Below are 15,588 nucleotides of genomic sequence, written 5' to 3'. Positions count from 1 at the left end.
CCATAACCGCGCTGCGGTCTGTAGGTAGAAACCTAAGGCGCGGTGTCGCATTCGGCCACGGGGCTATGCAGCCGCGCGGCAAAGGCCAGCCGCAACACATCCGATATCGACCGCACGCCCAGCTTGTGCGTCAGGTTCGCGCGGTGTGCCTCCACCGTGCGCGTCGAAATGCCGAGTTTATAGGCGGTGATCTTATTGGGTTGCCCGTTGACGAGCCCCTCCAGCACGTCGCGCTCGCGCGGCGTCAGCGCGGCCAGGCGGACGCTCGCCTCGATCGCGCTCAATTGCTGCGCCTCCAAATTGGCTAGCCGCGCGAACGCTTCTTCGATCGCGTGCAACACCGTCGCTTTGTCGAACGGCTTTTCCAGAAAGTCGACCGCGCCCGCCTTGATCGCGCGCACCGACAGCGAGATGTCGCCATGCCCGGTCAGCACGATCACCGGAAACGCGATGCCGCGCTCATTGAGCAGGCGCTGCACCTCGAGCCCGTCAATGCCCGGCATGCGAATATCCAGCAACACGCACCCCGGCGTGGCATGGGCTGCGGCGGCAAGGAAGGCGGTGCCCGATGCATAAGTCTGCACCTCGAATCCGGCTGTCCGCAGCAGGAAGCCGGCCGAGCGCCGGATGGCCTCTTCATCATCGACCAGATGGATGATGCGCTTGTCCTGGCGACTATCCGGCATCGGCACTGCTCCGCATCAAGGTGAAATGAAACGCCGTCCCGCCCCCTGGCACCGGTGCCGCCCAAATGCGCCCGCCATGCGCCTCCACGATCGTCTGGCAGATCGACAGGCCCAGCCCCATGCCATCCTGCTTGGTCGAGGCGAAGGCCTGGAACAGGCGATCGGTCATTTCGGGGGCAATACCGGTGCCGGTATCTGCCACGGTGACTTCTACCATATCCCGCAGCGTCGCGCTCGTCATCGTCAACACGCGTTGCGGACTCTCGGCCATCGCCTGGAGGGCGTTGCGGATGAGATTGACCAGCACTTGCTGGATCTGGACGCGGTCGACCTGCACGCAAACGCTGTCGTCGACAAAGGTCATCACCGTCTCGACCCCCGCTTGGCCCGCACCGATCAGACCAAGGCTGGCGGCCTCGCGCACGAGCGCGTTCAGCGGCTCGGCGCGTTGCTCGACATCGCCGCGCGCCACGAAATCGCGCAGCCGCCGCACGATTTGCCCCGCGCGCAGCGATTGCCCCGCCGCCTCGTCCAACGCCCCGCGCACCAGCAGCACGGTCTCGGGCGACGGATCGACCATCAGATCGCGCGTTGCCTCCAGATAATTGGCGATCGCGGTCAATGGCTGGTTGAGTTCATGCGCCAGGGTCGAGGCCATCGTGCCCATTGCGCTCAGCCGGGACACGTGGATCAGCTCGGACTGGACATCGCGCAATCGGCTTTCGGTGCGATGCCGCTGCGTTAGATCGCGCAGAAAGCCGGTGAAGATCCGCTGCCCACCGCTCAACGCCTCCCCGACCGCGAGTTCGACCGGAAAGATCTCGCCATTCTTGCGCTGACCCCGCACCGTCCGCACCGCACCGGCCACGGCGCGGTCGTCAAAAACCAGATAACTGCCCAGAAACCCGCCATCGCGGTCGCGGTCGATGCGCGGAAACAGCATATCGGCCTTTTCGCCGACAATGTCCGCCTCGCAATAGCCGAACATCCGTTCCGCCGCCCCGCTGAACGAGGCGATCCGGCCCTGTTCGTCGAGCACGATCATCGCATCGGGCACGGTCGCCAGAATCGAGAGCAAATGCTGCTCGCGCCGCGCCAGCGCGGTTTCGGCGGCTTTCTGGTCGGTAATGTCGCGCACCACCTTGCCAAAGCCGCGCAGCGCGCCCGCTTCGTCATACAGCGCGGTCATGGTGATATTGGCAAGGAACTCCGACCCGTCGCGCCGCAACCGCCAGCTATCCTCCTCCAGCCGCCCGGCCAGGCTGGTGCGATCGAGATCACGCTGCGGCATCCCTGCCAGCACATCCTCTGGCGGATAGAAGAGCGAAAAGTGACGGCCCAGAATCTCAGCCTGCGCCCACCCCTTGATCCGTTCCGCTCCGCGGTTCCAGATCGTCACATGGCCACGCGGATCCAGCATATAAATGGCGTGGTTGGTCGCGCCGTCGATCAGCAAGCCAAGCTCTTCATTGAGCAGAGCCAGATCGCGTGCATCGCTGCCTTGGGATTCGGCTAGCGTCATGGGCGTTCGTACCACGCCATCGCGCCGAACCGGCACACATTCGGCGGCGAGCATCACCGCCGTCTTTACGTATCCCAGATTTCTCACATCGGGCGATTTGGCATTCCCGCTCGCGGCACGTCGTGCGCGAGCTTGCGGCTGACCAGCAACAGGCTCGAATCCCCGGGATAACTTTCGACGGTGAAGCCCATTTCGCGCTCCAGCTCGATCGCGGCGTGGTTTTCGCGGCTTTCGATCGCCTCGAGCACTTTCACGCCCTTGGCCTCGGCGAAGCGCGCGACATGAGCGAGCAATTCCCAGCCCACGCCCTTGTTCTTAAAGTCCTTGCGGATCGCAATCGCCACTTCGCCGCGCTCGAAGGTCGCGTCGCACGCCAGCATCGCGGTGGCGATCATCATCGACCCATCCTTGGTGAAGGCGAGAAAATTCTCCGACCAGCGATGGTCGACATGCGTCAAGGCCGCGATCTGGTCGGGGCGCACTTCGTTGAGCCCGGTCAGGAACCGAAAGCGCAAATCCTCATGCGTTACGTGCGTGAAAAACTCGGCAACCGTGCCGTCATCCTCGGGCCGCGCGGGGCGAACGTGAAATTCAAAGCCCGTCCGGGTTGTGAGATGCTCAATCATCGGGCCACCTTTCGCAACAGCGGCGGTTGATCGACGCCGCATTTCGCTGGCTGGAAATAGGATTGCGAAGCCCGCCCGGGTAGCTGCGGAAACTACCTATTGGCGCGCGGGGGTTGATCCGCGCCAGTCGCGCTTTCATGAGGGCCCAAAGAACACTGCCCTGCCGGAGAGGATCTGCAATGACCGACACCAACCCGACGCCCTTCGATGTCCTGATCGTTGGGGCCGGGCATGGCGGCGCGCAGGCGGCAATCGCGCTGCGCCAGCGCAAGTTCGAGGGCACGATCGCCATGCTCGGCGACGAACCCGAACTGCCCTATGAGCGGCCCCCGCTGTCGAAGGAATATCTGGCCGGCGACAAGCCGTTCGAGCGCCTGCTGATCCGCCCCGCCGCCTTTTGGGTCGATCGCGACATCACACTCCTCCCCGGGCAGCGTGTCGTGTCGGTCGACGCCCCCGCGCATCAGGTCATCACCGCGGATGGCGCCACGATCGGCTATCGCACGCTGATCTGGGCGACCGGTGGCGCGCCGCGCCGCCTGCCGTGCGCGGGGCATGATCTCAGCGGCGTCCACGGCGTGCGCACCCGCGCCGATGTCGACCGGATGATCGCCGAACTGCCCGCCGTCACGCACGCGATCGTCATCGGTGGTGGCTATATCGGGCTGGAAGCCGCCGCCGTGCTGACCAAGCTCGGCAAACCCGTCACCGTGCTGGAGGCCGCCCCGCGCGTGCTGGCGCGCGTCGCGGGCGAACCGCTGTCGCATTTCTACGAGGCCGAGCACCGCGCCCACGGCGTCGATCTGCGCACCGGCGTGACCGTCGAGTCGATCGTCGGCCAAGACGGGGCTGCCAGCGGCGTGCGCCTGGCCGATGGGACGGTGCTGCCCGGCAATCTCGTCATCGTCGGCATCGGCATCATCCCCGCCGTCGCCCCGCTGCTCGCGGCGGGCGCGGACGGCGGCAATGGCGTCAGCGTCGATGCGCTGTGCCGCACCAGCCTGCCCGATATCTTCGCGATCGGCGACTGCGCCGCGCACCCCAATCCGTATGCCGATGGCGCGGTGATCCGGCTCGAATCGGTGCAGAATGCCAATGATCAGGCAACCACCGTCGCCAAGCTGCTGACCGGCGAGGAAACGCCCTATGACGCGGTGCCGTGGTTCTGGTCGAACCAATATGATTTGAAGCTGCAGACCGTCGGCCTGTCGATCGGCCATGATGCGGTGGTGCTGCGCGGCGACGTGGCCGCGCGCAGCTTCTCGGTAATCTATCTCAAGCACGGCCACGTCATCGCGCTCGACTGCGTCAACGCCACGCGCGATTATGTGCAAGGCCGCGCGCTGGTGGTCGCGCGCGCGGTGGTCGATCCCGCGCGGCTGGCCGACGCCACGGTGCCGCTGAAGGAGCTGCTGCCCGCTTGAGCGAGGGGGGCATCTCGCCCCAACCCGTTCGTTTCGAGCGTAGTCGAGAAACCAGGCACAGCGCGTGGGGCCGTTTCTCGACTGCGCTCGAAACGAACGGGGGTGGGGATTCGGGCGGGGCTTGCGCCTTACGCGCCCACGATCTCTCGCAGCGCCGCCGCCAGCCCGCGCGTTTCCGCCTCGGTGCCGATCGTCATGCGCAGACCGTTGGCCAGCCCCTGCCCCGGCAGCCAGCGCACGATATAACCGCGCGCCAGCAGCGCCTTATACGCCGTCTCGGCAGTGACCGCGCCATCGAACAGCACGAGCAGGAAATTGGCTTCGCTCGGCACCGCGCGCAGCCCGGCATTGCCGAGCTTGGCGATCTCGTCCGCAAACCAGCCGCGCCACAGGCGGTTATGCGCGCGCGAGGCGGCGATGAAGTCGGCAGCAGCCAGCGCCGCGATCGCGGCTTCCTGGCCAGCCGTGGTGCAGCAGAATGGCGCGCGGATGCGGTGCATCGCCGCAATCGCCTCAGCCGAGCCATAGCCCCAGCCGATCCGCTCGGCGGCCAGCCCGTGGATCTTGGAGAAGGTGCGCGTGACGATCACATTGGGTGCAGTGCGCGCAAGCTCCAGCCCGCCATCGTCATCCTCGGGTGCCAGATATTCGGCATAAGCCTGGTCGAGCACCAGCATCACCTGCGGCGGCAAGCTCGCGTGCAGCCGCGCGATCTCGGCCTTGGGCGTAAAGGTGCCGGTCGGGTTGTTGGGGTTGGCGACGAACACCACGCGCGTCCGCTCGGTCACCGCCGCCAGGATCGCATCGACATCGGTCGCATAGTCGCGGTCGTCCGCCACCACCAAGGTCGCGCCCACACGCCGGGTCGCGATCTCATAGACCGCAAAGCCATAGCGGACCTGAATCACTTCATCGCCCGGCCCGGCATAGGCCCCGGCGACGAGATGCAGCACTTCGTCCGATCCCGTGCCGTAAATCACCCGCGCCGGATCCAGGTCGTGATGGGCCGCGATCGCCTCGCGCAGCAAGCCCGCCCCCGCATCGGGATAGCGCGCCAGATCACCCGCATGGCGCGTGAATGCCGCGACTGCCTCTGGGCTGGTGCCGAGCGGATTTTCGTTCGACGACAGCTTGATAACCGGCGTGTCGCCCTCGACCGTCGAGCGACCCGGAACATAAGGAGCGATAGCCATGACCCATGGCTTAGGCTGAGGTGCGTTCATGCCCGGCACGTTAGCGGGGAACCAGCAGAACATCAAATCCTCCCCGGCACGGGGAGGATCAAATCAGCGTTGCGGGCGCTTGTTCGGGCCGCCGGGGCGCAGCGTCGGGCGCGGGTTGTGGCGCACCGGCGCCGGGCCGTTCGCGCGGCGCGGGCCACGCTCGGCTTCGACCGGGCCGCCCTGCACCGCTTCGAACTGCACGCCGCCTTCGGCCTCTTCGCCCGCGGTGCGCTTCACCGCCGCCATGAACTTGGCCGCGATCGCGCTCGGCACCTGGAACATCGTCTCATTGGCGGCGATGCGGATCGCGCCGACTTCGTTCTTGGTGATGTGCCCGCGACGGCAGATCAGCGGCAGGATCCAGCGCGGATCGGCATTCTGCCGCCGCCCGATGTCCATGCGGAACCATTTGACGTCGTCAAAGCCCTCGCGGTGATGCTCCTTGCCCGCAGGCTTTTCGGAGGATTGCGACAGCATTTCCTCGGGTGCCGGCATTTTCGAGCGCAGGCTCTGCACCAGGGCGGCCGCGATTTCCTCAGGCGATTTCTGTTCGAGCAGCTTGGCCGCCAGTTCGCGATCGTCATCTTCGATCTCGACCGGCTCCATCAGCATTGCCAGCAAGCGTTCGCGATCGGCCTTGCGGATATCGTCGACGGTCGGCGCATTCTTCCATTCGACCGCGATCCGCGCGCCGCGCAGCATCATCTCGACGCGGCGCTTGCGCTGATACGGCACGATCAGGATCGCGGTGCCCTTCTTGCCCGCGCGACCGGTGCGGCCCGAACGATGCTGCAACGTCTCGGCATCGCGCGGCAGTTCGACATGGATGACGAGACTGAGCGACGGCAGATCAAGCCCGCGCGCGGCAACGTCGGTCGCCACACACACCCGCGCGCGCTTGTCGCGCAGCGCCTGCATCGCCGAATTGCGCTCATTCTGGCTATGCTCGCCCGACAGCGCGACGGCGGCAAAGCCCCGCTCGATCAAGCCGGCGTGCAGATGGCGCACATTGTCGCGCGTCGCGCAGAACAGGATCGCGGTCTCCGCCTCATGCAGCCGCAACAGATTGACCACGGCATTCTCGATATCGGCCGGCGCGACGGTCACCGCCTGATAGCTGATGTCGCCATGCCCGCGATCCTCGCCCACGGTCGAGATGCGCAACGCATCCTTCTGATAGCGCTTGGCCAGCGCCACGATCGACTTGGGCATCGTCGCCGAGAATAACAGCGTGCGGCGCTCGGACGGCGACGCGTCGAGGATCAGCTCGAGATCCTCGCGGAAGCCCATGTCGAGCATTTCGTCAGCTTCGTCGAGAATGACCGCCTTGAGGTTGGACAGGTCGAGCGCGCCGCGCTCGATATGGTCGCGCAACCGGCCCGGCGTGCCGACGACGATATGCGCGCCATGGCTGAGGGAGCGGCGCTCGCGGCTGGCGTCCATCCCGCCAACGCAGGTCGAAATGCGCGCACCGGCCTTGGCGTAGAGCCATTCGAGTTCGCGGCTCACTTGCAGCGCCAGCTCGCGCGTCGGCGCAATGGCGAGCGCCAGCGGCGCGCGCGGCGGCGGCAGGCGGCCTTCGTCTTCGGTCAGCAATTGCGGGGCGATGGCGAGGCCAAACGCGACGGTCTTGCCCGAGCCGGTCTGCGCCGAAACGATCAGATCGCGGCCCTCGGCGGCGGGTTCGATGACCGAAGCCTGGACCGGAGTCGGCGCGGCATAGCCACGGGCGGAAAGCGCTTCGGCAAGAAGCGTGGGGAGGTGTGAAAAGGGCATGATATTCCGGATCTGGGGCGGCGGGGGCGCACGCCAAAGCGAGCGCTTAGCACGGGTGTGCGGGAAATGCACGGGGGGTGTGCAATTGGTATCATTCGGGCGGGTTTTCGGGTGGCGGGCGCTGCACACTACGGAGAGCAACCCACCCCCAGCCCCTCCCTTCCAGGGAGGGGAGATACTATTTCCTCCTCCCCTCCCTGGAAGGGAGGGGTTGGGGGTGGGTCGGCCTACAGCGAAGCGCGACCTCATTCAAAATCGCCTCCGCCACCCCGTCCGGATTTTCGACCACATCCGAATTCCAGAACCGCAACACGCGCCACCCGACGCTTTCCAAGAACGCCGTGCGCTCGACATCATAAGACGAGTCGCAATGCTGGCTGCCATCAAACTCCACCGCCAGCCGTGCCTCACGACAGGCGAGATCAAGGATATACCGCCTGACCACCAATTGCCGCGTAAAGCGCGGCCGGTAGCTCCGCACACGTACCCACACCAGCCGCTCCGCCTCGGTCGCGTTCGTGCGCAGCGCCCGCGCGCGGCGAGTCATTTCAGGCGGAACGCGCGGCATCGCAAGAAACTGGCCTCCCGCGATGCGGAGAGCAACCCACCCCCGCCCCCTCCCTTCCAGGGAGGGGAGGAAAGCGTTCCTCCACTTCTTCCTCCCCTCCCTGAAAGGGAGGGGTTGGGGGTGGGTCGGCCTGCCGTATTACGCAACGCCGACCAACGCCCGACCTTAAACCACCATCCCGGCCGCCCAGCCGCTCGCCCAGGCCCATTGGAAGTTATACCCGCCAAGCCACCCCGTCACATCGACCGCCTCGCCAATCGCATACAGCCCCGGCACCTTGCGCGCTTCCATCGTCTGGGACGACAATTCCGCGGTCGAAATTCCGCCCGCCGTCACCTCGGCCTTGGCAAAGCCCTCGGTGCCATTCGGCGTGAACGCCCAGTCGGCCAGTTGCCGCGCCGCCGCCTCGACCGCTTTGTCGGTCGCCGCGCCCAATTCGCCCTCGATGCCGAGCCGGTCGGCGAGCGTTTCGGCCAGCCGCCCCGGCAAATGGTTGGACAGAGCCGAGGCCAGCGACACGCGCGGCCGCGCATGCTTGGCCGCCACCAGCCAGCCCGGTTTCAGCGCGGGCAGGAAATCGATCGCGACCGGCTCGCCATGCCGCCAGTAAGACGAGATTTGCAGGATCGCCGGGCCGCTCAGCCCCTTATGCGTGAACAACGCCGCCTCGCGAAAACGCGTCTTGCCAACGCGCGCGACCACCTCCGCCGCCACCCCCGACAGCGCGCGGAACAGCGTCTCCTCGCCCCCCAGCGTCAGCGGCACCAAAGCCGGGCGCGGCTCGACCACCTTCAGCCCGAAGCGCCGCGCCAGATCATACGCAAAGCCGGTCGCGCCCATTTGCGGGATCGATGGGCCACCCGTCGCGATCACCAAAGCGGGCGCGCTGGCGCTGCGAGTACCGAAGGTGACGCGATACTGCCCGTCGCCATGCGCCACGTCGCTGATCGCCGCGCCTAGCGCGATCTCCACCCCGCCCCGATCGCATTCGTCCTGCAGCATCGCGACGATCTGCTTGGCCGAGCCGTCGCAGAACAATTGCCCCAGCGTCTTTTCGTGCCAGGCGATGCCGTGCCTGTCGACCAAGGCGATGAAATCGGCAGCGCTGTAGCGCCCCAGCGCCGATTTGGCGAAATGCAGGTTGGCCGAGAGATAACGGTCGGCGGCGGTGTGGAGGTTGGTGAAATTACACCGCCCGCCGCCCGAAATCAGGATCTTCTTACCGATCGCCTCTGCATGATCGATCAGCAGCACGCGGCGTCCGCGTTGTCCGGCGGTGGCGGCGCACATCAGGCCAGCAGCGCCCGCGCCCAGGATGATGGTGTCGTAACAAGAGGTCGTCATCGGGCGGCTCTACACGCTTTTGCGGAAATATCTCTGGGGCAGGCGAGGAAAAGGGTTTCCACGCGAAGCCGCGAAGACACGAAGAAGGTTTTTCCGCGCAGAGGCGCAGAGGAAAAGGAGAGAGCACAAATGAGCGCGACAGCGCTCCCCAAACGCGCTCTGGGTCTCCCGGCATCAGCCCCGAGCATATCCCCTCCGCGTCCTCTGCGCCTCTGCGCGAAAATATCTTCTTCCTCTTCGTGGCTTCGTGGCTTGGTGGCTTTGTGCGAACACCCCTTCTCCCCAACGCTCAAGTGCCCCACCGACCAGTGCCGCCGGCGCGCGGAAATTTTCTCGCACAAAGCCACAAAGGCACGAAGGAAGAAGGTGTCTCACGCGGAGCCGCGGAGGCGCGGAGAGAAGAAAGAGCAGAAAAACGAGCGCGCAGCGCTCCCCAAGCGCCCCTTTGGTCTCCCGACATCAGACCCGAATCCAACCTCTCCGCGCCTCCGCGTCTCCGCGCGAACCATCTCTCTTTAATCTTCGCGCTTTCGCGCCTTCGCGTGAAAACCCTTTTTCGCAGCCGCCCCCCTCAAGCGCGCAGGAGGCAGATCCGAAAGCACGCCCCCGCCGCCACCGGTTCGGCAACGATCGTGCCGCCGCTCGCCGCCAGCAAGGAGCGCGCAATGGCGAGGCCAAGGCCGGCGCCGCCTTCCTCGCGCCGCCCGGTGAAGAACGGCTCGAAGATGCGCTCGATATCCGCCGCCGCGATTCCCGGCCCGTCGTCCGCCACCGTCAGCCGCACGCCGCCAATGCCTTCAACCCGGATCGTCACCAGCGAAGCCCCCGCCTGCCGCGCATTTTCAACGACCGTTTCCAGGATCGTCTCGATCGCAGCACTCGTCACCCGCGCCTCGGCCACGGCACCCGCCTGCACCTCGACCGCAAAGCCTTCCCCTCGAAAGGAATCGGCCACGCGCCGCGCCGCCGCAACGATATCGGCGCGCGCATCCGCATCGATCGTCGCCATGTCGGCGCGCGCCAGGTCCAGCAACCGCTGCACCAGTCGCGCCAAGCGATCGGCATCCGCCGTCGCATTGCCGATAAAACGCGCGCGCTCGGCCGTACTCATCGCCGCGCCATGCTCGTCGAGCAGTTCCAGTGCCCCGCGAATCCCCGCGATCGGGGTCTTGAACTCGTGCGCCACCGCCGCCGCGACATCGCGCAAATAGCGTTGGCGGCGCTCGATCCGCTCGGCCATTGCGCGGAAATTGTCATAGAGCTGCGCGATCTCGATCGCGGCGGTCACCGGCGTTTCGGGCACCACCGGCACACCGCGCGCGACCTCCTCGCTGGCGCGCGCCAGCGCCGTGATCGGCCGCGCAATGCCGCGCGACAACAACCCTGCCAGCACCAGCAGCGTCAGGAAAATGAGCCCGGCGCCCAGCACTATCGCGAAACGGTCCTGCCAGATGCCGATGAACAGCCCGCGCGGCGATCGCGTCACCATCACCACGCCAATCACCTTGCCATCGGCGATCACCGGGCGGGCATGATGCACGCGGATCGCATAAGCGCGGCTGAGCGCGGCGCGCCAATCGGCCATTTCGGCGGCGCTGCGTTCGCGCAACACGGTCGCGCTGTGCCCGGCCAGCGCCGCGCGGACTTCGGCCAGCCCGGCAAGCCCCTGTCCGGCATCGCCGCGCCCCAGCACGACAATGCCCTGCGCATCCAACAACCGCGTTCCGGTCAGCGTCACCGCCACCGCATCGCCGACCATCGGCCGCAACCGCGCCGCCACCTGCAGCGCGTGCGGATCGGCCGCGCCGGCTCGCACCCCGCCCGGCGCGCGCGGCAGCACCGGCATGGTGCGCAAATCGATCGCAGGCGCTTCGGGCGCGAGCGGGCGGGACGAAGGATCGGGCTGCGGCGCGTGCGCGGCATCGTACCACGCCGCCTTATACGCCGCCGCCAGCACCACGCTTTGCGCGATCAGTTCGGATTCGGTCTGCTGAACAAGCGTGTTTTCATACACGCGCAGCGACAGTGCCGCGACACCGGGCAGTGACGCCACCAGCAGCAAGGTGCCAAACAAGATCGCACTCAGATGCAGGCGCGGCCAATGCGCCTTGGCCAGCGCCTTCAGCCAGCCGATCACGCACAACGACCGATGCGATAGCCGATCCCGGCGCGCGTCTCGACCAGATCGACACCCGGAAACTTGCCGCGCAAGTTGCGCACATGGCTGTCGATCGTGCGATCGGTGATGGCAAAGCCCGGCCCGTGCAGCCGGTCGATAATCGCATCGCGCGAGAACACCTTGGCCGGGCTGGTCGCGAACAGCAGCAGCAACTGAAATTCGGTCGCGGTCAGCGCGACCGGCACCTCGTCCCAGCGCGCCTCCCAGCCATCGGTGTCGAGCGTCAGCCGGTTGTGCGTGACCGTCGTCGCCCCCACCGCCGCGCGCGTACCGCGTTTCAAAATCGCGCCGACGCGCGCCACCACTTCGCGCGGTGAGAATGGCTTCACCACATAATCGTCGCCGCCAATCTCGATCCCGACGATGCGGTCGATCTCGTCATCGCGCGAGGACAGGAACAGAATCGGCAGCGCCGCCCCCGCCCCACCCTCGGCGCGGAGCATCCGGCACAGATCGAGCCCGTTCAGGCGTGGCATGTTGATGTCGAGCACCATCAGATCGGGCATGCGCCGCGCGATCGCGGCTTGCGCATCCTCGCCGTCGCTCGCTTCGGCGACGCTCATCCCCGCCTTGCCCAGCGCGAAGGCGAGCAAGTCGCGGATATGCGGGTCGTCATCGACGATCAGGATATGGCTCATGCGTGTCATTGTGGCTCCGGGATGCGACCGGTCAACCGTGTAGCGTTCGGCGCGTCCACGCATGATCCGGCGCTTGTGGAGAAAGCGTGCAGGCTCTACACCTTCTTTCCATACCCAAAGCTCGAAAGCATCTGCCATGCGTGAAGCCGCGATCGTCTCCACCGCCCGTACCCCGATCGGCAAGGCCTATCGCGGCGCGTTCAACGCGACCGAAGCACCGGTGCTCGCGGCGCATGTGATGAACGCTGCGGTCGAGCGTGCAGGCATCGATCCGGTGCGCATCGACGAGATTTTCTGGGGCGTCGGCAATCAATGGGGCAGCCAGGGCGGCAATGCCGGGCGCATGGCGACCTTCGCGGCGGGCTTGCCCGAGAGCGTCCCCGCTTTCACGCTCGACCGCAAATGCGGCTCGGGGCTTACCGCGATCGCGCTGGCCGCGCGCAGCATCGTCTGCAACGAAATCGACGTGGCGTTGGCGGGTGGCATGGAGTCGATCAGCCTCACCGTCACCAAGGATGCGCCGCGTTACATCAACCAATCAGTGGTGGCGCGCGAACCGGCGGCCTATGTGCCGATGATCGAGACCGCCGAGATCGTCGCCGAGCGCTATGGCATCAGCCGCGCCGCGCAGGATGCCTATGCCGCGCAAAGCCAGCAGCGCGCGGCGCGCGGGCTCGAAGCCGGGGCGTTCCGCGAAGAGATCGCGCCGATTACCGTTGAAAAAGCGCTGTTTGACAAAGAGGGCAACCGCACCGGCAGCGAGACCGTGACGCTCGCACAGGACGAAGGCATTCGCGCGGGCACGACGGTGGAGGCACTGGCGGGATTGAAGACGGTGTGGCCCGGCGGCGACTTTTCCGGCCCCGGCCAGCATGTGACGGCGGGCAATGCCAGCCAATTGTCCGACGGTGCCTCCGCGCAGATCGTGATGGACCATGCGACGGCCCTCGCCGAGGGGCGCGAGGTGCTGGGCCTGTATCGCGGTTTCCAGGCGGCCGGCTGCGCGCCCGATGAAATGGGCATCGGCCCGGTCTTCGCTATTCCCAAATTGCTCGCCCGTGCCGGGCTGTCGGTCGAGGACATCGGCCTGTGGGAACTCAACGAAGCCTTCGCCTCGCAATGCCTGTATTGCCGCGACATGCTCGGCATCGATCCCGATCGTTTCAACGTCAATGGCGGCGCGATCGCGATCGGCCACCCCTTCGGCATGACCGGATCGCGCCTCGTCGGCCACGCGCTGATCGAAGGGCGCAAGCGCGGGGTGCGCTGGGTGGTGGTGTCGATGTGCACCGCAGGCGGCATGGGCGCGGCGGGTCTGTTCGAAATCGTGTAAACCCCCGGCTTACCCCACCGGCGCTTCGCGCCACGTCCCCGGTGCCAAGCCATCGAGCGTCCACGCACCTATGCTCCAGCGCACCAGCCGCAAGGTCGGGAAGCCCACCGCCGCTGTCATCCGCCGCACCTGGCGATTGCGCCCCTCGCGGATCGTCAGCCGGATCCAGCAATCGGGCACGCTCTTGCGAAACCGCACTGGCGGATCGCGCGGCCACAGCTCGGGCGGGTCGATCCGCTCGACCTCGGCCGGGCGCGTGATGCCGTCCTTCAACATCACGCCCTGCCGCAGCCGATCGAGGCTGGCGGAATCGGGTTCTCCTTCGATTTGAACGAGATAGGTCTTGGGCAATTTGAAGCGCGGATCGGCAATGCGCGCCTGCAACCGCCCGTCATCGGTCAGCAGCAACAGCCCCTCGCTATCACGGTCGAGCCGCCCGGCCGGATAAACGTCCGGCACCGCGATGAAGTCCGACAGCGTGGTTCGCGCCGCACCGATGCTGCTATCGGTGAATTGCGACAGCACGTCATACGGCTTGTTGAACAGGATCAGCCGCGCCATCGCCTCATGTCTTTCCGCTCAGGCCCCAGATGCCCGCACCCGGCTTTGCGCAGCGCAGCGCCCCCTGTCCAGCGGGGGGCGTGCATCAAACCAGCCGCGTCTCGATCACCGGCCTGCTCTCCAGCGTGCGGTGCACCGGGCACTTGTCGGCGATGACCAGCATCCGCATCCGCTGTGCCTCGGTCAGATCGCCCTGCAAGGCGATGCGCCGCTCGATCACTTCGATTTGCGGCCGCCCGCCTGCCGCCGCAGCGCAATCATCGGCATGGCGGCGGCTGTGGTGGAGCACGACCGAAACGCCGGTGAGCGGGATGCCTTCCTTCTCCGCGATCAGCTTGAGCGTCATCGCGGTACAGGTGCCCAGCGCCGACAACAGCAAGTCATACGGCGTCGGGCCGTAATCGCTGCCCCCCGCCGCCAGCGGTTCGTCGGCAAGAAAGCTGTGGCCCGAGGATTCGACGATCTGCACGAATTTGGCATCGGTCGAACTCACCCGCACATGCCCCTCGGGCACCGCGTCGATCGCCATTGCCGGCCCAAGGAACGGCTGCACCCAGGCGGCGATGATCTGTGCGACATATTGCGCCTGTTCGGCATCGGTCAGCAAATGATCCGCCCCGTCGAGCGCGACGAAACTCTTGGGGTGTTTGGCCGCCTCGAAAATGGCGCGCGCATTTTCGACGCCGACGGTCGCATCGGTGGCCGAATGCAGCACCAGCAACGCCCGCTTCAAACGCGCCAGCCGCGCCGCCTGGTCCTGCCCCTCGACCGAGGTGAGAAATTCGCGTCCGATGCGAAACGGTCGTCCGCCAATCGACACGTCGCGCGGGGTATCGGCAATGTCGTGCGCGCCCTGAATCAAATGCAGCACGTGGCGCGGATCGAACGGCGCGGCGATCGTCACCACCGCCTTGGAAGACGGGATACGGTCGGCAGCGGCAATCACCGCTGCCCCACCCAGCGAATGGCCGATCAGGATCGCCGGTGCGCCGACATCGCTTTCCAGGAACGCCGCCGCCGCGACCAGATCCTCGACATTCGCGCCGAAATGGCTGTCGGCAAACGCGCCATCGCTTTGGCCAAGGCCCGTGAAATCGAAGCGCAGCGTGGCAATGCCCTGTTCGGCGAGCGCCAGGCTGACGCGACGCGCGGCATGGCTTTGCGCGGTGCAGGTGAAGCAATGCGCGAACAGCGCCACTGCGCGAATCCGCGCGGGCGGGACTTCCAGCGACCCGGCCAGTTGAACCCCGGTCGCATTGGGAAACCGTACGTCGCGCTTCATCACCCTCTCCTGCCGGGTCCGGCCGCCCCGCCAAACCCGCGACGCGCTATAGCATCGCGCGAACGGAAACTGGCAAGCCGAACCGCGCTTGTTATGGCAGGAGCGGGGTTGGCAGGGTCATTGCTCGGGTGGTGCCTGCTCGACCGGCTCGGGGCCGCCGCCTGCGGTACGGCGCTTGCCGCCATACCAGCCCTGACGGCCGCCACGGCCGGGTGGTGGCGACAATTTGGGCAGTTCGTCGCGCGTCAACCGCCCGTCGCCTTTCTTGTCGAGCATCGCGAAGCGCTCCGCCGCCGCCTTGCGAAACTCGCTGATGTCGATCCCACGGTTGAGGTTGGCGTCGGCCGCCGTGATCGGCTCGGGATAGGCAAAGAAACCAAAACGTGCCGCGCCGCGCGCAACGTCGTCATACGCCGGACCGGATTT

The 15,588-nt window shown here is 66.6% G+C and carries 13 protein-coding genes and 1 pseudogene; 2 read left to right on the top strand and 12 right to left on the bottom strand.

Features of this window, described 5'->3' with window-relative positions:
• Window positions 1-32 precede the first annotated feature (32 nt).
• The 3 genes from ON00_RS14460 to ON00_RS14450 form a co-directional block, all read right to left on the bottom strand.
• The gene (locus ON00_RS14460; protein WP_010406922.1) at window positions 33-686 is read right to left on the bottom strand and encodes a response regulator transcription factor; all 654 of its coding nucleotides are present in this window, start codon (window positions 684-686) and stop codon (window positions 33-35) included.
• Window positions 676-2,208 (bottom strand): PAS domain-containing sensor histidine kinase, encoded by a 1,533-nt coding sequence (locus ON00_RS14455; RefSeq protein WP_154651338.1) that lies wholly within the window; start codon window positions 2,206-2,208, stop codon window positions 676-678. The genes ON00_RS14460 and ON00_RS14455 overlap by 11 nt, the downstream gene beginning before the upstream one ends.
• 83 nt (window positions 2,209-2,291) lie before the next feature.
• Window positions 2,292-2,834: a GNAT family N-acetyltransferase gene (locus tag ON00_RS14450; protein WP_010406916.1), complete on the bottom strand. Its 543-nt coding sequence runs from the start codon at window positions 2,832-2,834 to the stop codon at window positions 2,292-2,294.
• Between the two features lie 179 nt (window positions 2,835-3,013).
• Between ON00_RS14450 and ON00_RS14445 the strand changes: the two genes are divergently transcribed.
• Window positions 3,014-4,258 carry an NAD(P)/FAD-dependent oxidoreductase gene (locus tag ON00_RS14445; protein WP_010406914.1) on the top strand — a complete coding sequence of 415 codons (1,245 nt, stop codon included), beginning with the start codon at window positions 3,014-3,016 and terminating at the stop codon, window positions 4,256-4,258.
• A gap of 128 nt (window positions 4,259-4,386) precedes the next feature.
• Here the strand turns inward: ON00_RS14445 and hisC are convergent, their stop codons facing one another.
• The 6 genes from hisC to ON00_RS14415 all read right to left on the bottom strand — a co-directional run bounded on the left by hisC (window position 4,387) and on the right by ON00_RS14415 (window position 11,995).
• On the bottom strand, window positions 4,387-5,481 hold the full coding sequence (hisC, locus tag ON00_RS14440; RefSeq protein WP_029622924.1) for a histidinol-phosphate transaminase: 1,095 nt from the start codon (window positions 5,479-5,481) through the stop codon (window positions 4,387-4,389).
• A 63-nt stretch (window positions 5,482-5,544) separates the two neighbouring features.
• Entirely contained in the window at window positions 5,545-7,257 is a 1,713-nt protein-coding gene (locus ON00_RS14435; protein WP_010406906.1) for a DEAD/DEAH box helicase, read from the bottom strand.
• A gap of 178 nt (window positions 7,258-7,435) precedes the next feature.
• Complete coding sequence (locus ON00_RS14430; protein WP_010406903.1) at window positions 7,436-7,825, bottom strand: endonuclease domain-containing protein; 390 nt, start codon at window positions 7,823-7,825, stop codon at window positions 7,436-7,438.
• A gap of 165 nt (window positions 7,826-7,990) precedes the next feature.
• Window positions 7,991-9,169: a BaiN/RdsA family NAD(P)/FAD-dependent oxidoreductase gene (locus ON00_RS14425; protein ID WP_010406900.1), complete on the bottom strand. Its 1,179-nt coding sequence runs from the start codon at window positions 9,167-9,169 to the stop codon at window positions 7,991-7,993.
• Window positions 9,170-9,740: 571 nt separating this feature from the next.
• A complete protein-coding gene (locus ON00_RS14420; RefSeq protein WP_010406898.1) occupies window positions 9,741-11,306 on the bottom strand; it encodes a sensor histidine kinase in 1,566 nt (521 codons plus the stop codon).
• Entirely contained in the window at window positions 11,303-11,995 is a 693-nt protein-coding gene (locus ON00_RS14415) for a response regulator transcription factor (RefSeq protein ID WP_029622923.1), read from the bottom strand. Before ON00_RS14415 ends, ON00_RS14420 begins: the two co-directional genes overlap by 4 nt.
• A gap of 127 nt (window positions 11,996-12,122) precedes the next feature.
• On the opposite strand from ON00_RS14415, the gene ON00_RS14410 reads away from it, so the two are divergent.
• Window positions 12,123-13,319 (top strand): acetyl-CoA C-acyltransferase, encoded by a 1,197-nt coding sequence (locus ON00_RS14410; protein ID WP_010406894.1) that lies wholly within the window; start codon window positions 12,123-12,125, stop codon window positions 13,317-13,319.
• A 9-nt stretch (window positions 13,320-13,328) separates the two neighbouring features.
• Here the strand turns inward: ON00_RS14410 and ON00_RS14405 are convergent, their stop codons facing one another.
• From ON00_RS14405 to ON00_RS14395, 3 genes and pseudogenes are all read right to left on the bottom strand, one after another.
• Window positions 13,329-13,880: an rRNA large subunit pseudouridine synthase E gene (locus ON00_RS14405; protein ID WP_010406892.1), complete on the bottom strand. Its 552-nt coding sequence runs from the start codon at window positions 13,878-13,880 to the stop codon at window positions 13,329-13,331.
• 85 nt (window positions 13,881-13,965) lie between these two features.
• Window positions 13,966-15,162, bottom strand: a complete 1,197-nt coding sequence (locus ON00_RS14400; RefSeq protein ID WP_010406891.1) for a bifunctional alpha/beta hydrolase/OsmC family protein — start codon at window positions 15,160-15,162, stop codon at window positions 13,966-13,968.
• Between the two features lie 117 nt (window positions 15,163-15,279).
• A pseudogene (locus tag ON00_RS14395) lies at window positions 15,280-15,588 on the bottom strand (hypothetical protein); the annotation flags it as partial.

The sequence above is a fragment of the Sphingomonas echinoides ATCC 14820 genome, from assembly GCF_000241465.1.
Taxonomy (GTDB): Bacteria; Pseudomonadota; Alphaproteobacteria; order Sphingomonadales; family Sphingomonadaceae; genus Sphingomonas; species Sphingomonas echinoides.
The sequence above is the reverse complement of the archived record's forward strand: the minus strand, read 5'-3'. Positions and strand labels throughout refer to the sequence as shown.